This is a genomic window from Reyranella sp., assembly GCF_965227665.1.
In the GTDB taxonomy this organism is placed as follows: Bacteria; Pseudomonadota; Alphaproteobacteria; order Reyranellales; family Reyranellaceae; genus Reyranella.
In genome coordinates, this window is the sequence record NZ_OZ245767.1 from 1,873,617 (window position 1) to 1,892,550 (window position 18,934).

At 66.7% G+C, this 18,934-nt stretch carries 15 protein-coding genes; 8 read left to right on the top strand and 7 right to left on the bottom strand.

Annotated elements, in window-relative coordinates; all coding sequences use genetic code 11:
• Positions 1-170 precede the first annotated feature (170 nt).
• Complete coding sequence (locus ACO07I_RS09115) at positions 171-1,313, top strand: autotransporter outer membrane beta-barrel domain-containing protein (RefSeq protein ID WP_422016486.1); 1,143 nt, start codon at positions 171-173, stop codon at positions 1,311-1,313.
• Between the two features lie 54 nt (positions 1,314-1,367).
• On the top strand, positions 1,368-2,858 hold the full coding sequence (locus tag ACO07I_RS09120) for a phospholipase D-like domain-containing protein (protein ID WP_422016488.1): 1,491 nt from the start codon (positions 1,368-1,370) through the stop codon (positions 2,856-2,858).
• A gap of 3 nt (positions 2,859-2,861) precedes the next feature.
• On the opposite strand, the gene ACO07I_RS09125 is transcribed toward ACO07I_RS09120, so the two are convergent.
• Positions 2,862-6,008, bottom strand: coding sequence for an efflux RND transporter permease subunit (locus ACO07I_RS09125; protein WP_422016490.1), 3,147 nt, complete (start codon positions 6,006-6,008; stop codon positions 2,862-2,864).
• 4 nt (positions 6,009-6,012) lie between these two features.
• Positions 6,013-7,182: an efflux RND transporter periplasmic adaptor subunit gene (locus ACO07I_RS09130; RefSeq protein WP_422016492.1), complete on the bottom strand. Its 1,170-nt coding sequence runs from the start codon at positions 7,180-7,182 to the stop codon at positions 6,013-6,015.
• Between the two features lie 222 nt (positions 7,183-7,404).
• Here ACO07I_RS09130 and ACO07I_RS09135 point away from each other — a divergent pair, with 222 nt between their 5' ends.
• Positions 7,405-7,917: a hypothetical protein gene (locus ACO07I_RS09135; RefSeq protein ID WP_422016494.1), complete on the top strand. Its 513-nt coding sequence runs from the start codon at positions 7,405-7,407 to the stop codon at positions 7,915-7,917.
• Positions 7,918-7,989: 72 nt separating this feature from the next.
• A complete protein-coding gene (locus ACO07I_RS09140; protein ID WP_422016496.1) occupies positions 7,990-8,868 on the top strand; it encodes a hypothetical protein in 879 nt (292 codons plus the stop codon).
• A gap of 16 nt (positions 8,869-8,884) precedes the next feature.
• Here ACO07I_RS09140 and ACO07I_RS09145 read toward each other — a convergent pair whose 3' ends face one another.
• Complete coding sequence (locus ACO07I_RS09145; RefSeq protein ID WP_422016498.1) at positions 8,885-10,321, bottom strand: MFS transporter; 1,437 nt, start codon at positions 10,319-10,321, stop codon at positions 8,885-8,887.
• Positions 10,322-10,516: 195 nt separating this feature from the next.
• On the opposite strand from ACO07I_RS09145, the gene ACO07I_RS09150 reads away from it, so the two are divergent.
• Positions 10,517-11,830, top strand: a complete 1,314-nt coding sequence (locus tag ACO07I_RS09150; protein WP_422016500.1) for an MFS transporter — start codon at positions 10,517-10,519, stop codon at positions 11,828-11,830.
• A gap of 8 nt (positions 11,831-11,838) precedes the next feature.
• Here the strand turns inward: ACO07I_RS09150 and ACO07I_RS09155 are convergent, their stop codons facing one another.
• Both ACO07I_RS09155 and ACO07I_RS09160 read right to left on the bottom strand, forming a co-directional pair.
• Positions 11,839-12,330 carry a hypothetical protein gene (locus ACO07I_RS09155; protein WP_422016502.1) on the bottom strand — a complete coding sequence of 164 codons (492 nt, stop codon included), beginning with the start codon at positions 12,328-12,330 and terminating at the stop codon, positions 11,839-11,841.
• A complete protein-coding gene (locus ACO07I_RS09160; RefSeq protein ID WP_422016504.1) occupies positions 12,327-14,384 on the bottom strand; it encodes an ATP-binding protein in 2,058 nt (685 codons plus the stop codon). The genes ACO07I_RS09155 and ACO07I_RS09160 overlap by 4 nt, the downstream gene beginning before the upstream one ends.
• Positions 14,385-14,802: 418 nt before the next feature.
• Here ACO07I_RS09160 and ACO07I_RS09165 point away from each other — a divergent pair, with 418 nt between their 5' ends.
• From ACO07I_RS09165 to ACO07I_RS09175, 3 genes are read left to right on the top strand one after another with little or no spacing between them, the layout of a single operon-like run.
• Positions 14,803-15,267 (top strand): response regulator, encoded by a 465-nt coding sequence (locus ACO07I_RS09165; RefSeq protein ID WP_422016506.1) that lies wholly within the window; start codon positions 14,803-14,805, stop codon positions 15,265-15,267.
• Positions 15,255-16,136, top strand: coding sequence for a response regulator (locus ACO07I_RS09170; RefSeq protein WP_422016508.1), 882 nt, complete (start codon positions 15,255-15,257; stop codon positions 16,134-16,136). The genes ACO07I_RS09165 and ACO07I_RS09170 overlap by 13 nt, the downstream gene beginning before the upstream one ends.
• The gene (locus ACO07I_RS09175; protein ID WP_422016510.1) at positions 16,133-16,552 is read left to right on the top strand and encodes a response regulator; all 420 of its coding nucleotides are present in this window, start codon (positions 16,133-16,135) and stop codon (positions 16,550-16,552) included. Before ACO07I_RS09170 ends, ACO07I_RS09175 begins: the two co-directional genes overlap by 4 nt.
• A 915-nt stretch (positions 16,553-17,467) precedes the next feature.
• On the opposite strand, the gene ACO07I_RS09180 is transcribed toward ACO07I_RS09175, so the two are convergent.
• Together ACO07I_RS09180 and ACO07I_RS09185 are read right to left on the bottom strand one after the other, a co-directional pair.
• Positions 17,468-18,271: an SDR family NAD(P)-dependent oxidoreductase gene (locus ACO07I_RS09180; RefSeq protein ID WP_422016512.1), complete on the bottom strand. Its 804-nt coding sequence runs from the start codon at positions 18,269-18,271 to the stop codon at positions 17,468-17,470.
• 86 nt (positions 18,272-18,357) lie between these two features.
• Positions 18,358-18,876: a DUF1993 domain-containing protein gene (locus ACO07I_RS09185; protein ID WP_422016514.1), complete on the bottom strand. Its 519-nt coding sequence runs from the start codon at positions 18,874-18,876 to the stop codon at positions 18,358-18,360.
• Between the last annotated feature and the right edge of the window lie 58 nt (positions 18,877-18,934).

Sequence of the window (18,934 nt, forward strand, 5' to 3'; positions counted from 1 at the left end):
GCTCCCCAGCACCGAGACAGCGATGGACGGACTATCGGTTCCGACCCGGATCAGACGCGGGGCATATTTGCTTGGCGCCGGTCTCGGCCCGTGCGAGAGGACGCACGCGGGAACGTCGGTGCCGATGGCTGGCATCGATGGGCGTTCGGGTCGTCGAGAGGGCGTGGATCGTGAGAAGCATCGGTGTGCTGGCAATGGCCGGCGCTTTCGTCCTGGGCATTCATTCTGCCCGAGCCGACGACATCCGACGGCCGGGTACCGTCTCACAGATCGATTCGACCCTGCAGAGTGCGCTCACCTCGCAGGGCCTGCCGCCGCGCGACGCGACCATCGTCGCCGACGTCGTGGTGGCGAGCGCGATGATCGTGGGCGCGATGGGCACGGGCGGAACCACCGCCTCGGCCGCTGCGGCCGCGGGTGCGGCCGCCGGCGCCGCGGTCTCGCCGACGCCGGCCTTCAGCTGCCCGGTATTCGCCGGCGGGACGCTCCTGCTGACCGAGGATGGCTGCGTTTGGGGCACTGTGTCCGGCCAGTGGACGAGCCAGGGAAGCGGCGACGCGGCCGGCACGTCGCAGGCCGCCGTGTTTCGCATCGGTGGCCAGAAGCAGGTGGCCGAGGACTGGTTCCTGGGCGGCTTCCTGGGGATCGGCTTCGCGTCGGGCCAGGCCGGCGGCGGCTACGTGTCGAGCAGCGGCCAGACCTACGACGGCGCCCTTGCGCTCAAGTGGGTGCGCGGTCCGTGGCTGCTGGCGGCCGGCCTCGCTTTCGGCGCCAGCGTCAACGCGCTCCAACGCGAGGCCGGCCAGATCACCGGCGCGACCACCTCCTATGGCGGCAGTTTTCGGCTGCGCGGCGCCTACGAGCTTCCCTTCGACGGCTGGTATCTGCGGCCGCGCCTCGACCTCGAGCTGCGCTACTTCAACCGGCCGGCCTTCCAGGAGTCCGGCGGGTCGGGGCTGGCGATGGGTTTCGGCGGCGAGAGCTCGCTTCGCCCGGCGATCGTGCCGGCGCTGGAAGTCGGCGGCCGGATCGACGTGGCCCAGGACACGATCCTGCGGCCCTACCTCGTGGCGGGCGCGACGGTGCTGCCCGACAGCAGCTCGACTTTCCAGACCTGGTTCGTCTCCGGTCCCCTCGCCGGATTAGGCGCGTTCCAGGCGACGGTGGCCGCCCCCAACCTCCTCGCCACCCTCGAGGCCGGGCTGCAGGTCTATCGCGCCCATGGCTTCGAGGCGAAGGCGGCTTATGGGCTCTCGGCCGGGACGGCGTACCTGAACCAGAGCGCAACGCTGCGCTTCGCCTGGCATTTCTGATTCGCGGGGCGCCCCCTCCTCCTTCCTGGCAATCCCATGCCGTACACTGACCGAATGGAAGCAGACGACGGCACCGACACCGCGCAGTTCTGGCGGCGGGAGAAAGCCACCCGCGCCGGGCTGGTCGTCGATGCGAAGGCCTATTTCGAGGTCGGCCGCAAGGCGATGCTGAAGGCCCGCAAGCGCATCATGCTGATCGGCTGGGACTTCGACGCTCGCATCGAGCTCAGCGACGAGCGGCTGCCGGGCGAGCCGCGCACGCTGGGCGAGTTCGTGCTGTGGCTGGTGAAGCGCAACCCCGACCTCGAAGTGTTCCTGCTGCGCTGGAACATGGGCGCGGTGCGCACCCTGTTCCGCGGCACCACGATCTTCACGCTGATGCGCTGGATGGCCCACCCCCGCATCCACACGCGGCTGGACAGTGCGGTGACCCTGGGCGCGTCGCACCATCACAAGATCGTCGTGATCGACGACTGCCTGGCCTTCTGCGGCGGCATCGACATGACCAGCAACCGCTGGGACACGCCGGAGCATCGCGACGACGATCCGCGACGCGTCGGCCCGGACGGCAGCCCCTACGCGCCCTGGCACGATGCGACCACTATCCTCGAAGGACCGGTAGCGGCGGCGCTGGGCGAGCTGTCGCGGCATCGCTGGCGGAAGGCCGGCGGCGCCGAACTCGCGCCGGTCGAGGGTTGCGGCGATTGCTGGCCCGACGGGCTCGACGCGGGGTTCCAGGACATCGCGGTGGCGATCTGCCGCTCGCGCCCGGAAGGCGATGGCGAGGCGGCGGTGCGCGAGATCGAGGCGACGTATCTCGCCCTGATCGCGCGGGCGAAGCGATACATCTACGCCGAGAGCCAGTACTTCGCGTCGCGCCGCATCGCCGAGGCGATCGCCCATAGGCTTGAGGAGCCGGACGGGCCGGAGATCGTCCTGGTCAATCCCTTCAAGTCCCAGGGCTGGCTGGAGCCGGTCGCCATGGATACGGCGCGGGCGCGGCTCTACGGGGCGCTGCACCGGCTCGACCGGCACGGGCGCCTGCGTCTCTATCATCCCTTCACCGCGCAGGGCGAGCCGATCTACGTGCACGCCAAGATGACGATCGTCGACGACGAAGTGCTGCATGTCGGTTCATCGAACATGAACAACCGCTCGATGCGTCTCGACACCGAATGCGACGTCACGATCGATGCCGCCCATCCCGGCAACGAGGGCGCCGCGGACCAGATCCGCTCGCTGCGCGACAGCCTGCTCGCCGAACATCTGGGAGTCCCCGCCGCCGAGGTTGCCGCGACAATCGACGCCAAGGGCTCGATGATCGCCACCATCGAGAAACTGCGCGGCGAGGGCCGCTCGCTGCGCCCCTACGAAATTCCCGACCTCCAGGAGGTCGAGAAATGGCTGGCCGACAACCAGGTGCTCGATCCCGAAGGACCCGAGGATGTGTTCGAGGCAATGAGCAACGGCGGCCTGCTGCGCGGCCTGCGCCGGCGGCTGCGCGCGCGCGCCGGCCGGATCAAGGACCGCCTGATGGCAGGTTGAGCCTCAGCCCGGCCGCTTGGCGCGGGCGAACGGCTTGCGCAGCATCTCCGGCACGGCGCGGCGCATCTTCTCGAAGGCGACGTAGAGGCCGGGGATCACGAAGATGCCGAGGCAGGAGGCCGCCAGCATGCCGCCGAACACGGCGGTGCCGACCGCGCGCTGGGTGGCGGCGCCCGCCCCCGACGCGATCACCAGCGGCACCAGTCCCAGGATGAAGGCGAAGGAGGTCATCATCACGGCGCGGAAGCGCTGGCCGGCGGCGGAAGTGGCGGCCGTCACCGGATCGCTGCCGCCCGCGCGCTCGTGCATGGCCACTTCGATCACCAGGATGGCGTTCTTGGCCGCCAGCGCGATCAGCACGACGATGCCGATCTGGGCGTAGATGTTGTTGGCGAGGCCGGTCAGCCACAGCGCGGCCAGCGCGCCGAACAGGCCGACGATCACCGACAAGAGCGCCGCCACCGGCAGCGCCAGGCTCTCGTAGAGGCCGACCAGGAACAGGTAGGCGAACAGCACCGCGAGCGCGAGCACGAAGCCGGTCTGGCTGCCGGCCTCCTTCTCCTGCTGTGCGGTGCCCGCCCACTGGAAACCGTAGCCCGCCGGCAGGCTGGCGCGCGCCACCCGCTCCATCGCCGCGATCGCCTCGCCCGAGGAGTAGCCCGCCGCCGGCGCGCCGTTCAGCGTGACCGAGCGCAGGTTGTTGTAGCGGTTGATGGTGGCGGGCGCCGTGGTGAGTTCGAGCGTCGCCATCGCCTGCAGCGGCACCAGGGTGCCATTTGCCGAGCGCACGCGCACGCGGTTGACGTCCTCGACGGTTCGGCGGTCGGCGGCATCGGCCTGCACGCGCACCGTCCAGGTGCGGCCGAACATGTTGAAGTTGTTGACGTTCTTGCTGCCCATCGCGGTCTGCAGCGCGGCGAAGATGTCGGGGATGGCGACGCCCAGCGTCTCGGCGCGGTCGCGGTCGAGCTCGAGTCTTATCTGCGGCGTCGAGGCGCTGTAGGTGGTGAAGACGCCGGCCAGCTCGGGCGCGCTCTGCGCCGCGTTGATGACGCCGCGCGCCACCGCCACGATCTCCTCCGGCGGTGCGCCGGTGAGGCTCTGGACTTCGAACTCGAAGCCCGCGGAGTTGCCGAGGCCGGCAATCGGCGGCGGGTTGAAGGCGTAGATGTTGGCCGCGGCCACGCGCTGGAACGCCTTGTTCAGCCGCTCCAGCACCGCGAAGGCGGACATCTCATGGCCGGGCCGCTCGGCATAGGGCTTCAGCGACACGATCATCATGGCGCGGTTGGGCAGGTTCAGCCCGTCGAGCAGGCTGTTGCCGCTGACGGTGAAGAAGTTCTGCAGCCACGGCTGGCCCGTCAGCATGGCCTCGACCTCGGTCACCGCCTCCAGCGTGCGGCTGGTCGAGGCGGCGTCGGGCAGCTGGATCTCGGCCATGAAGGAGGACTGGTCCTCCTCGGGCAGGAAGCCGGTGGGCACGACCTTCAGCAGTCCGCCGGTGGCGAGCGCGAACAACGCGACCAGGCCGACCGCCAGCACGCCGCGCCGGATCAGCGGCGCCGCCAGCTTCAGGTAGCCGTTGCGGGTGGCATCGAGGCCGCGCTGGATGCGGGCCATCAGGCCGCGCGGCGCGGCGCGACGGGTGAGCAGCAGGGCGCACAGCGCCGGCGACAGCGACAGCGCGTTGATCGCCGAGATCACCATGGCGACCGAGATGGTGAGCGCGAACTGCTGGTAGAGCTTGCCGGCGATGCCCGGCATGAAGGCCGTCGGGATGAACACCGAGAGCAGCACCAGGGTGATGGCGATGATCGGCCCGGTGACCTCGGACATCGCCTTTTCGGTGGCCTCGGCGGGCGTCAGGTGGGGCTCCTTCTCGAGCGTATGCTCGACCGCCTCGACCACGACGATGGCGTCGTCGACCACGATGCCGATCGCCAGCACCAGCGCCAGCAGCGACACGGTGTTGAGCGAGAAGCCCATCATCTGCATCACCGCGAAGGTGCCGATCAGCGCCACCGGCACGGCGACGATGGGGATCAGCGTCGCCCGCAGGCTGCCCAGGAACAGGAAGACGACGATGGCCACCAGCACGAAGGCCTCGATCAGCGTCTTCACCACGCTCTTGATCGTCGACTCGACGAACACCGTCGTGTCGTACATCACCTCCAGGGCGACATCCTCGGGCAGCCGGTCCTCGACCTCCTTCAGCACCTGGCGCACGCCCTCGGCGGTGGCCAGCGCATTGGCGCCCGCGAGCTGGTAGATGTTGATGCCGGCCGCCGGCTTGCCGTTGTAGCGCGTGGTGACGTCGGCATTGGACGAGCCCAGCTCGACCCGGCCGATGTCGCGGATGCGCAGCAGCGCGCCGTCGGGGTTCGCGCGCACCGTGATGTTGGCGAACTCCTCGGGCGAGGTGAGCCGGCCCTTGGCCGTGATGTTCAGCTGGAAGTCGACCCCGTCGAGCAGCGGCGCGGCGCCGACCCGGCCGACGGCGGCCTGCATGTTCTTGGCCTCGATCGCCTTCACCACGTCCTGCGAGGTGATGCCGAGGCTCGACATGCGGTCGAGGTCGAGCCACACACGCATGGCGTAGTCGAGCCCGCCGAACAAGCCGGCCGAGCCTACTCCCGGCACGCGCTGCATGGCATCGATCACGTTGATGGTGGCGAAGTTCGACAGGAACAGCGCGTCGCGCGTGCCCTTGGGCGAATAGACGGCGACCACCTGAAGCAGCGCCGAGGACTGCTTCTTCACCAGCACGCCGTTGCGCTGCACCTCGTCGGGCAGCTGCGGCATGGCGCGGTTGATGCGGTTGTTGACGTTGACCGTATGGTCCTGCGGGTTGGAACCCACCTTGAAGTAGACGCTGAGGGCGTAGCTGCCGTCGCTGCCCGAGGTCGACCGCATCGAGATCATGTTCTCGACGCCGTTGACGTTGCGCTCGATGATCTGCGCGACGCTCTCCTCGACCACCTGGGCCGACGCGCCGGGATAGGTGGTCGTGACCGTCACTTCCGGCGGCACGATATTGGGGAACTGCGCGATCGGCAGGCTGCCCAGCGCCAGCAGGCCCGCGATGACCATGATCGCGGAGACGACGAAGGCGAGACGCGGGCGGCGGATGAAGACGGCGGCGATGCCCATGGGATCAGCGCTTCGGCTGGCCGGCGGCAGCCGGCGCCGGCTGCGCCTCGACCACCATGCCCGCGCGCACCCGCTGCTGGCCCTGCACGATGACCCGGTCGCCCTCCTTGAGGCCGCCCGTCACCGCGATCATGCCGTCGCGCACGAAGTCGATAGTGATGCGGCGCTGCTCGACGACGCCCTTGCCGTCGACCACGTAGACGTAGCGGCCGGTCTGGTCGATCGCCATGGCCGCCTGCGGCACCACCATCACCTTGGCCGGTTCGTTGCCCTCGACGATCACCCGCACCGTCTGGCCGTCGGTCAGAAGCTCGTCGGCATTGTCGAACACCGCGCGCGCCATCTGGCCGTCGGTGGTGGGATCGACCGCCACGTCGATGAAATCGACCTTGCCCTTCTCGGAGTACAGCTTGCCGTCGGCGAGGCGCAGCCGGACGGCGAGTGGCTCACCCGTGCGCAGGTCGCGGCGCACATTCAGCAGGTCCGCCTGCGGGACCGAGAAAAGAGCGCGGATCTGCCGCTCGTTCACGATGGTGGCGAGAACGCCCGATTCCGGCCCAACGAGATTTCCCGGCGAGACGCTGGAGCGGCCGATCAGGCCGGCGATCGGCGCGGTGATCTGCGTGTAGGAGAGCTGCAGCTCGGCATCGTCGAGCTGCGCCTGGGCGTCGTCGAGCGTGGCCCTGGCCTGCAGTTGCTCGGCCAGCCGCTGGTCGTAGGAGACTTGCGAGACGTTGTTGGTACGCAGCAACTCGACCGCGCGCTTGAGCTGCGCATCGGCATTGATCAGCGCCGCCTGCGCGCCGTCACGCAGCGCCCGCTTCTGGTTCACGGCGATGCGGTAGGGGGTGGGATCGATGGTGAACAGGAGCTGGCCTTCCGTCACCTTGCTGCCGTCGGCGAACTCCCGCTTGCCCAGCACGCCCTTCACCCGTGCCCGCAGCTCGACTTTTTCGAACACGGCGAGGCGGCCGACATATTCCGACTGCGGCGCCAGCGTCCGCACCTCGACCGGCCGCACCAGCACGACGGGCGGCGCATTTTCGGCGGGCTTGGTCTGGGCGACGACCGGCAGCGCGAAGGCGAGTGGGAGAAGAAGACCGGGAAGCCATCCGACAAGTCGTCGACCGAGAGCAAGGGAAAGCTGCCCAAAACCGCGCGCCCCGTATCTCATCTCTCAACTCCAAGTCCTTGTCGAAGCCGACGCCGAACGGGCCTCTGAGCGTCACAAACCATACGTGCACGCCCGACAGGCTGCATGACTTATTCAATAACCTTTTGCAACGAAGTAGATGGCGGTTGCTCGACAAACACCGGGGGCGGTGACGAGGACCCTCAGCCCAACGGAACGCGGCCGACCGGGCGGCGTTACCGGCGCGACGGTGGAGAGAATGACATGAACTACAGGGTTTTGGCGGTTTGCGCCGCGTCCCTCTCGCTGTCGGCGATCACGCCGGTCCTTGCCCAGGGCTCCTTCGGCCCGCTCGCCATCGAAAGCTGCCCCGATTACGTGGCAAAGGCGACAAGCCAGGTTCAGATGGCAACCGGCTGCAACTTTCCGGGTTCGCGCTGGAGCTTGGATCCGGCCGACCATATGGCGTGGTGCAAAGCTGCATCCCCACGTGACCGCGGCCGGGAAGACCACGAACGTCGCAAGGCCCTGCTGACATGCCGGGGAGATTTTGGGGCTGTTCCGATCAAGAGCTGCAAAGAGTACGCGGCCAGGTCACGATCGCAGGTCGAGCTTGCCCAGTCGCTGCAGTCGGATTGCATCTTCGAAGGGATGCGGTGGAGTTCGAACCTGGTTCAGCACGTGCACTGGTGCAATCGGACCCCCTCAAACCGGCACGAATTCGAGGACGCCGAACGCCGCAAGGAATTGGCGGCGTGCAAGCCGAAGCCCAAATAGGACCAAGGGCAGCGCGAGCTTATTGTCCGCTTTGCATCGGACGGCGCGAACCACTACGTGTTCGCGGGCCACATGACCGAGATTGCCGCCCCGACCTTCGACGATCTGCCCGTGCCCCTGAAGCTGGGCTCGACTTTCTTCAGCCCGGCGATCGAGCAGGTGCGGAAGTTCGCCTATGCCGTCGAAGACGAGACCGGCTGGCTGGTGGGTGATCCCACCGACGCGCTCGTGCATCCGCTGTTCCTGTCGACGTACATGTGGTGGCCGTCCGGCTTCTATCTGCGCGCACCGGGGGAGATCGGCCATTTCGGGCTGTTCCGGCAGCGCCATGGCCATCTGGTCGGCACGCCGTTCCTGCATGGCAAGTCGTCGGCGCGATTCCTGAGGCCCTTTCGCCTCGGCCGCCCGATCAGGGCCGACGTCGCGGTGACGGAGAAATACCGCCGGCGCGGGCGCGACTTCATCGTCATGCGCGCGTCGTTCTTCGACGCCGACGGCGAGGCGCTGGCCGTCTATGATCATGGCTGCGCGATCCGCAGCGAAGAGGTGCAGCGCGCGGCGACGCCTTCTCCCTCACCTGTCGCGACGTCCGCGAGCGAGCTTCCGCCCCGTCGCATAGAAATGTCGCTGGAGAAGTCACGCCTGTTCAGCCTTCCGGCCGAGAACTACCACACGCACGACCGGCTGGCTCAGGCGATGGGCGTGCGCGTCGCGATCCCCGCGGCGACGATGTCCTTCGCCTACCTGTCGCGCTTCGCTGAGGACATTTTCGGCGCGGCCTGGATCTCGCGCGGAAGTCTCGACGCGACCTTCACCCGCATGCTCCAGCGCGACGATGTGCTGAGCGTCGAAGGCCATCGAAAGGCCGGCGCGACCCTCGCCTTGAGCATCCACAACGCGCGACGCGAGCCCGTTGCCGTGGCCACGGCTCGTCTGCTCGACCTGCCTTGAAGAGCCAACGGCCGGCTTAAGCTGCCGAGGCGGCTGGCCGGGACACCAGCGACGCCACGATCGCCACGAGGGCGAAGACTGCCAGCACCAGCAGGCTGCCGCCCACCGCCTCGACGAAGGTCAGTCCCATCCGGTCGGCGCTACCGGACTGGCCGAGGCGCCACGAGAGCATCGAGGAGGCGGCAGAGACGCCGAGGCAGCTTCCCAGTACCCGGCCGAGATTGACCAGTCCGCCCGCCGACGAGGCATGGCCCTCGGGCGCGGCATTGATGGTGGCGTGGCTGTTGGGCGCCAGGAACAGGCCGAGCCCGGCGCCGAACAAAGCGAGCGCTGCGAGGCGCACCACCAGCCTGTCCGGCCCGAAGGCGATGGCGACGAGCGCGAGGATCGCCGCGAGGCAGAGTGCCATGCCGGCCACGCCCACCCGCCGCGCGGTGAAGCGCGCGGCCGTCCGCGCGGCGAGCGGCGCGACCAGCCCCAGCAGGATGGGGATGGTGGCGAGCTTCAGCCCGGCCACATGAGCGCTGTTGTCGAGCCCCTTCACGAAGGCGAAGGACATCAGGAACAGCATGCCGTAGAGCAGCGCGTAGCCCATCACCACGCCGATGAAGCCCGCCGAGAAGTCGCGCGAGCGGAACAGCTCGATGTCGACCACCGGCCAGCGCGCTTTCTTCTCGCGGTGCAGGAACAACGCGAGGAACAGGACCGACCCGGCGGCGCAGGCCAGCATCGACGGCGACGCGAGCGGCCAGACGGAAACCTGTGTCAGCGCGAGCACGCCCAGGCCGACCGCCGGCACCAGCAACACCGCGCCCGCGAGGTCGAAGGTCTCGTCCCGCTTCACGTCCTCGTCCCGTGAGCGCGGCAGGACCAGCCAGCCCAGCACGAAGGCCAGCAGGCCGAACGGCACCGCCGCCCAGAAAATCCAGCGCCAGCCCAGCAACTCGAGCAGGAAGCCGCCGACGATCGGTCCGGTGCTGACGCCCACCGCCTGCGCCGTGGTGAACCAGCCGATGGCGTGCGGACGCTTGTCCTGGGGCACCGCGGTCACCAGGATCGTCATGCTGTTGGCGCCCAGGAGCCCGCCGCCCACGCCCTGCAGCGCCCGCAGCGCCACGAGCTGGTCCAGCGTCTCCGCCCAGCCGCACAGCAGCGAGGCCACGGTGAAGAGGGCGAACCCCAGGAGATAGGGCAGCTTGCGCCCCATCATTTCCGAGACCCGGCCCGATACGGCGAGGCTTGCTGCAAAGGCCAGCAGGTAGGCGATGGCGACCCAGCGCACCGCGTCGACAGGCACGTCGAACCCGTCCGCCAGCCGCGGAAGTGCCAGCTGCACGATGCTGGCATCGAGCTGCCCGATGAATGCGCCGGCGCAGGTCACCCCGACGATCAACCACGGCTGGATTGCCAGTCGTTCGAGGATGCGCAGCGGCGGCGGTTCGAAGGAGGCCATGGTCGCTGCAGGTGTAGCCGCCACCGGTCCCCCAACGGAAGCAGCCGTGTCGCCGCAACTTCATCCGGCGGGCGGAATGGCGAGTCGCGCGGCGATTGCGATGCCCCTTCTCTATCGATAGCACTTGGACCAACGAACCAACGCACCACCGGCCCGGCCGGATGAGAAAGCGGGAATGGAAAGAGGAAACGCTTCGTGACGTCGCCCGGCATGAGCAGGGCCATCCGGCGGCAGGCCGTCATCATCGTGGCGACCCTGGCGACCGCCTATGTCGCCAGCCACTTCTTCCGCGCGGCCAACGTCACGATCGGGCTCGACCTGATGCGCGACCTCGGCATCGGACCGGAAGCGCTGGGGGCCCTGACCGGCGCGTTCTTCTTCGGCTTCTCGGCCATGCAGATCCCCTGCGGCTTCCTGTTCGACCGCTACGGGCCGCGCCGCACCGTGACCGGCATGCTGGGGGTCGCGGTGATCGGCGCGGCGCTGTTCACCCTGGCGGCGGACTGGCCGCAGCTGCTCGCCGGCCGGGCGCTGATGGGCGCGGGCTTCGGCGTCATGCTGATCGGCAGCATGGTGGTGATCTCGCGCTGGTTCCCGCCCGACCGCTTCGCGACGCTGGCGGGAATCGTTCTGTCGGTGGGCTTGCTGGGCAACCTGCTCGCGACCACGCCGCTCGCCTGGGGCACGGAGATGATCGGCTGGCGCGGCGTGTTCGGCCTGATGGTCGCCTTCACCGCGCTGGCGGCGCTCGGCGTCTGGGTGATCGTGCGCGACGCGCCACCCGGCCATCCTTTCCTCGCCCGCACGCCGGAGACGGCGGCCGAGATGATGCAGGGTCTTGGCGAGGTGCTGAAGAACCCGCAGCTCAAGTTCATCATCGCGCTCAATTTCTGCAACTATGCCTGCACCTTCACCGTGCAGGGCCTGTGGGGCGGTCCGTTCCTGCGCGAGGTCCACGGGCTCTCGCGCGTCGAGTCCGGCAACGTGTTGCTGGTCGCGGTAGTCGCCTACCAGATCGGCATGCTGACCATCAGCCCGCTCGACCGGGTGTTCGACACGCGCAAGCGCATCGCCATCGCCGGCACCCTGCTGATCGCCGCCATCCTGGCGACCCTCGCTCTCTGGGCGAAGGCGCCGCTCTGGGTCGCTATGGCCGCGATCGTCGGCATCGGCTTCCTGAGCGCCTCCAGCACCATGGTGATGACGCATGGCCGCGGCATCTTCCCCGACCGGCTGATCGGCCGCGGCATCGCCACCATGAACACCAGCGTGATGCTGGGCGTGGCCTGCATGCAGACCCTGTCGGGCGTCATCGTCGGTGCGTTCGATCCCCTGCCCGACGGCGCCCGCTCCGAGGACGCCTACCGCACCCTGTTCGGCTTCATGGTCGTGGTGCTGCTGATCGCCGTCACCGTCTACGGCCGCTCCCGGGACATCCGCCCCAGCGACGAACTGCGCGCCCGGCAGGCGGCGCTCACGCAGCAGGTGCGACCGCAACGAGTTGCGTGATCGCGCGATCAGGGGCGTCGATTCAAGAGAAGCGCCGACATCAACGCCTTGCATGAGGCTTCGATGAGATTCAGCGCCACGTGGTAGTCCACCGGCGCGCCGCCGAAGGGATCCACGATGTTGTCCCCGCCCAGCGCCGTGTAGCGCGCCAGCAATCGCGGACGGTCACCAAGCCCGTGCGGCGCCATGTTCCTGAGGAAAGCAAGCACGAGCGTGTCCATCGCGAGCAGCGTCGTGCCCTCGAAGTCGCGCGATTCGACCTTGCGGACGCGAATGTTGCCGATGTCATAGCCACGGCTCGAGGCGGCATCGACCGCCAACGGATGAGGCGCATCGCCTACATGGATGTCGCTGATTGCGGCAGAGTCGACCTTAACGTACCGGCTGAACCGGGTATCCTTGAGCAGACGGAGGAACACTCCAACCGCCATGGGAGCGCGGCAAATCCCGCCGGTGGACACGAAAAGGACCGATTGCGCCGGCAGATAGGTCAAGTTCACGGGGCCACAGCTTCCGCCCCGGCCGCGGCCGGGAGGACGACTCGGAAGACACATCCGTGCGCACTGTCGAGAAGCTCCAGCCTGCCGCCGCTGTCGCGCACGATGCCATAGGATATCGAGAGCCCCAGACCCGTTCCCTGCTCTGCCGACTTGGTCGTGAAGAATGGCTCGAACACCCTGTCGCGCAGCGCCGCGGGAATGCCGGGTCCATTGTCGCTCACGATGATGATGACTTCGCGATCGACGCTTTGGACTTCGATGCAGATTTCGCGCGCCGCCGCGGAAACGCTGGCCGTTGCATCGCGCGCGTTGAGCAGGAGGTTGACCAGGACCTGTTCGAGCAGCACCGGGTGGCATTTCACGAGCAGGGGCGCATCTCCCAAGCGGAGCACGACCTCGACCTCGGAATCACGCAACTGATGGCCGATCAACTGCAACGCGGACCGGCAGGTGGCGGCGGCATCGATAACGGGCGGGCGGCCTGCCGGCACCCGCCCGAAAATGCGCATATGGTCGATTATCGTCGCCGCACGATCCACCTGCTCCACGACGCGCTGCAAGCGCGCCTTGACGAACATGGCAGACTCAATGGAGGCGGCAACGGTCCGGTTCACGCCGGCATCGAGTTCCTCGTCGTCTTCGATCTCGAAAAGCGCCGCCTGCGCCGCCATCTTGATCACGTTGAGCGGCTGGTTGAGCTCGTGCGCCATGCCCGTGGCCATTTCACCCAGAGTGATCAGCTTGGAAGACTGGATGATGTGCGCCTCGGATTTCATTCTCTGCGTGTCGTCGTATCCCAGGAGCGCCGTCCCCAGGTCGCCCTGTTCCAGGGCTACCCGCGCGCCGGAAATCCGGAGGTAGGCCGGCGAGCAGTCCTGGCCCTGGACGCGCAAGGTGAAATCGGCACGAGGCTTGCCGCCCTCCAGAAAAGCCGCCAGGGCGCCGCTGCCTTCGACCTCCGGTCCGGACACCAACCGGCCGTCACGGATGATCGGACTCAACATCTCCGAAAACGCGCTGTTGCGGTAGATGATTTGGCCGTCATCCTTCACCAGCGCCGCGAGCGCCAGCGGCGATCCGAAAATCGAAGAGAGAATCCGCCGCTCGCCCTCCTGCCGCAGGACACGATCACGGACCTGGAGGAGATGGTAGCTCCGCCATCCAATTCCGATCGACAACAGGGAAAGCACGGCCCCCGCGGAAACCATGGCCCATGCCGTCCGCCTCCACTCGAGCAGCAAGGGCGCGGGGTTGGTGACCGCAACGACGTAGGCGGGAAAGGTCGTGAGGGGCGACGATGCAATCAAACTGTCGGACGGCAGGCCCAGCGCGGCAGCCGCGGCCTGCGTCCGCTGGCCATGGCCTTTTGTCTCCCGCCGTGGAAATGCGCGCGTGCCCAGGGGCGCGTCGTCGGATGTGGCGGCGAGCAGCACGCCGTCATCTCGTACGAGAAAAGCGGCACCGCCGTGTGCGGAGTCGTCACCCTGGTGCCGATGAAGCATACGGCGAAGCTGAGCGCCAAAGTAAGATGCCCCGGCGCCGGTGATCGCGACACCCACCTTGGTGCCCGTCGTCAGACGGACTTCCTTCGCCAGATAGAACGTCCACTGCCCGGTTCCCCTGTTTTCAACCGCTTTGCCCAGCGAGTAGGGAGGACCGCTCTCGCGCATCTGTTCGATGAAGTAGTCGCGATCGGCGAGCTTGATCGGCGGTGGAGGAAAACGTCTTGAGTAGTTGAGCAACGTACCATCTGTCGCGATGAACGTTGCGACATCGATGGTCGGCAACTTCGCGATGCGCCCGATCAGCCGATCATAGAAGCTGCGGCTCGAGGCGACTCTTTGGTAGTCCTCTTCGGTCTTGACCTCCTCTTCGGCGATCCAGTCGAGCATGGACTGGATGACGAGTTGATTGACCGTAAGACTTTGCTCGGCCAGTTCGGCCATGACGTCGGAAAGATCCCGGGTAGATCTTTCTGCATTATCCACGCTAAGTTTGTACTGTTGCCACAGGAACACGCCCGTCAGCAACCATATGGCGAGCACGGCGAGCATGGTTCCCGCAGCCACCCTGTGCGGCGACAGAGGCTTAACCTCAGATTTCATATGGTCAATGACCCTCTGCGGGTAACCCAACTGCAAGGCCAAGGTGACGGGGAGGGTCTCATGAAGAGGGTCGCAAAGTCTCGGCGCCGGCCGTTCGCAATGACAATGGAGGCAAGCGTTTCAGCCGGGTAACGGCCGGAGCAGAGAGCGCACCAAACATCGAACCGGCGATGAGCACCTGCTTATGGACTCCGCGGTTAAAGCACTTTAAGCCCGGCACCGCCACCACCTAGTGGTGGGAAGGCTCGCATAGGCTCTGTCTCATAATTTAATATTCTCCACGAAAGTTATTGGCTCCAGTTTGGCTATAAGATGCACTCGAGCTAGCCCGGATATTGCATGGGGCTCGGCGAGACGGGGAATCTTCATGATCGGGCGCGGGCGCGGCTCTCGGCACTCTGACACGCAAATTCTGCTGGTTGAGGACGATCGTCCTACATTGGAGATTCTTTCGTTATATCTAGAGCGATTCTACACAATCCTTGCTTGTACCAGTGGCGACAGGGCACTCGAAGCGTTACGCTCAAATCGTTACATTTCCGTAATCGTGACGGATCTGCGTATGCCCGGAGTGAATGGGTATGACATTCTTCGCTGGACGGCCGAAAATGCGTGGCGGCCGGACAGGACCATTCCCGCAGTCGTTCTCACCGGCCATGGCACGCCCGAAGACGAACACCGGGCGAGATCGCTGGGCGTGACCCAGTTTCAGCGCAAACCCATCGATCTCCGGCAGCTGCGGGACGCCATCGAAGCGTGCCTCGGCTCGCCGGAAGCACGCAGCCTCGGGCGGACCGATATCGTGCGGGCGGCGGAAGAATGGAACTCGTGACCCCCCAACCGGGCGACAGGCTCGACGTTCTCGTCGTCGATGACGACCCGGCGGGTCTCGACGGTCTGACCGCCGGCCTCAAGAGGGCCGGCCTCGTCTGTGTCGGTGCCCGCACCGGCTGGGAGGCCCTCGAGACCCTGCTGAGGGGCACGATACCCTTCGTTATGATTACCGACATCAGAATGCCTGAACTGGACGGCCTGGAGCTGGCTCACCGCCTGAGACTGATAGGCGTGCCAAGGCCGCCGGAGATCGTATTCATCAGCGGAAGCGCCGAACTCGATCACGCGGTCGAGGCAATCCGGCTCCGCGCCCGCGATCTGCTGACGAAGCCGATTGACCTTCGACGATTGATACAGATCGTCAGGGAGGTTCAGCTGGAGCGGCAGGCGCCGTCCTCGTGGGTGGCGAAGCCCTCGCGCCACACGACGCCATCCGACGGAACGGCCGAGGGCCGCGCCCAGTCGAAGCCCATCGACGTCGGAGCCATGTCGGGCGTCGTGCTGAATCACCTGAGAAGGCTGCGGCGCGTGTCTAGCGAAAATCTACCGCCGGGGATCACGGTCGAGGCGAGCTGGGAAATCCTGCTGGATCTCTACGTCAGCGAACGGCAGGGCGAGCGCATCTCTCTCACCGCGCTGGGGGGCTCGGCTGGAGTCCCTTTGACATCGGCCCTGCGGCGCATCCAGGAACTGGAGCGCAACGGCATGATCTCGCGGATTCCAGACCAGGCGGACAAGCGCCGCGTGGCTGCTCATCTCACGGAAAAGGGAAGAGAGGCCGTTCAGACGTTCATACGCTCCTACGCGAACTCGTGCATCGACGCGGGCACGCCCATGTCTCTGGAAGAGCGCAGTTTGCCCGGATGAGATCCAGACCGACCCTGGATCCTGCGGGAAAACCGGGCGGCAGAGACATCCTCCTGATCGAAGACGATGTCCTTCAGGCGCACGAGATCGAGACGCACCTTGCACGAAAAGGGTTCACCGTGAGCAGGCTCGCGGGCGGATCGGACTCCCTCCACAATCTCGCACGGCTCGATCCCAAGGTCGTCATCGTCGACTACCATCTGCCGGATATCGACGGAATGACCATCGCGACCCGCGTCGCCCGGCTGTCGCCGCATGCAGCCGTGATCCTCATCTCGGGCCGAATCGATTTCCCGACTCCCGCAGATCTCGACCGTCTCGGTGTGGTGGGATTCTTCAGAAAGCCGATCGACCTGCGAGCACTGCGAGGCCTCGTCTCCAAACTCGTCAACAATCCAAGCCTGTCGGCAGTATAGCTCTCGGCTCTCGGCTCGCGACGGACTCCCACGCCAAAGGCGATGGTCGGCAAGGTGGGGTTCCGACCATCGCCACCGGTCGAGCCCCATGCGTTCAGTGGGATGAACGAGGCTCCGGCGCTGTCAGGGCATCGTGGGAGGATGCAGCTGACGGCCCGTACTCTAAACGAGGGGGCTGCAAAGCCGGACCCGGAACACAACCATTTTGGTTTCTTTGGCGCTTCGCGACACCAAAGCGGCAGCGCGACTGCTCATCGACTCTTCAACTCACAAGCAGCGCGCATGCCCTTCGTGCGCGGTCCATCTGCAATATCGTCTCCAAGCTGGTGCTTTCTCAACGCGCAGGAGCGATTGCGAATGAATAGGATCACGTCGACAGGTGCTGCGAGGTGCCGCCTCGAGCCGTGACGTGAGTAGAGTTTCGAAGAGCAAGCGGAAAGCACATCACCGTGTACCTCGAATGGCGTTTCTCAGACTCTTCATCCGAATTTCCGAGGCGCGGTAACGCCCGGGACCACGCCCCTGGAGAACCCGGTCGGGACCACCTTCTCTTGCCGGAGCGGGGAAACCGGTGGCCCACCGGTCATCGCTTGGCGTTCTTCATCCAGATTTCAAAGTGCCAGTACGAGGAAGATCGGAAGCGCCTTGACCCGTGGTGGCGGGTCCGGAAGCTTGCGAAGCCCGACGTCTCCAGTGTCCGGATCCCAGGGACGCGTGCGGCGGGACCGATTCTCCCTGTGCGTCTTGGTCGGCGCGCGACAGCCGATGGCGCGACCTCCCGCAACGACCAGCGGTAAGGGGCGCGAACGGCCCCGCGACGCACCGCACTGCCGCCGTGAAACCGCAGTCCCGAACGGGGGCAGTCGCTGAACTTCCGTCGCCGCGCTGTCGCGGGGCGCGTTCCGCGGGCGCGCGCTAGGCCAGCCCCAGCCCCATGCCGCCGTCGACGCGCAGGATCTCGCCGGTGATGAACTGCGCCTCGTCGGAGGCGAGGAACAGCGCGGCGTAGGCGGTGTCGTGGCCGGTGCCCATCTTGCCGCGCAGCGGCACCATGGCGTTGCGCTCGGCGCGGACTTCCTCGGTCGGGCGGCCGGTTGCCTGGGCGATGCCGGTGATGGCCATCGGCGTGTCCATGAAGCCCATCATGATGGCGTTGGCGCGGATGCCGTGGCGTGCATTGGACTGGGCCACATGCGTCGTGAGCCGGTTCACCGCCGCCTTCGAAATCTCGTAGGCCATCTGAGTCGCACCGCTGGTGGCGGCCAGCGAGGAGATGTTGACGATCGAGCCGGACTTCTGCGCCCGCATCACCGGGATCGCCGCCTTGATCGTGTGCCACATGCCCTTCAGATTCACGTCGAGGATGCGGTCGAGCACGCGCTCCTCGATGCGGTGGGCCTGCGCGTCTCCGCCGCCGCCGATGCCGACATTGTTGATCAGGATGTCGATGCGGCCGTAGCGCGTCATGGCGAGCTTGACGATGCGCGCGCAATCGTCGGCCACCGTGATGTCGGCCTCCATCGACGAAACGGCGGCCCCGGTGGAAGAGATATCCTTGGCCGTCTTCTCTGCGCGCTCGCCGCTCCGGTCGACGCACAGGACCGACGCGCCCTCACGCGCGAGCAGACCGGCAATGGCCGTGCCGTTGCCGATCGTCTCGCCCGGTGTCTGCCCCGCGCCGACGACGACGGCAATCTTTCCTTCAACCCGCTTTGTCATGTCTCTTCCCTTGAAAAACCGGTGCCGCCATTGCCGCCTACGTCATCGCGTTCGGAACGGTTGCTCCGTTCATTGTCCCCGGTTCGTCAGGCCGGTTCGCGATAGGGCATGTCGCCCAAATAGTTTCGCTTGCCGACCGGAACGCCGTTGTGGCGCAGGATCGCGTAGGTCGTCGTGACGTGAAAGTAGAAATTCGGAATGACGTGCTGGACGAGGAATTCCTCGCCCGAGAGCGACTTGCCGTTCCAGCGCGGCTGGGTGATGCGCCGCTCGGCCGCCCCGGCGAAAGATTGCGCCGTGAAGCCCTGCAGATAGGCAACGGTGCCTTCGATGCGCGCTTTGATCTCGCCCAGCGTGGTTTCGGTATCGGCGTTGACGGGGGCATCCTTCTCGGTGCCGGCCAGACGCGCGGCGCCGAGCTTGGCGGTGTCACAGGCCGTCTGGATCTGCTTGATCAGGTTGAACTGATCGGGCGCCAGGCGCGCCTGCAGCAGGACGGCGACATCGAACTTCTTTTCGCCGGCATATTTCTCGGCCTCGTTCAGGATGACCAGCAGATTGCCCAGCATCTTGCTGAACTGGGAGACGACGAGCGTGTGGATCATGCGAACCTCGAGTGAAGGGGTGGATGTGCGCGCAGGCCCTACGCGATTCCATCGACGG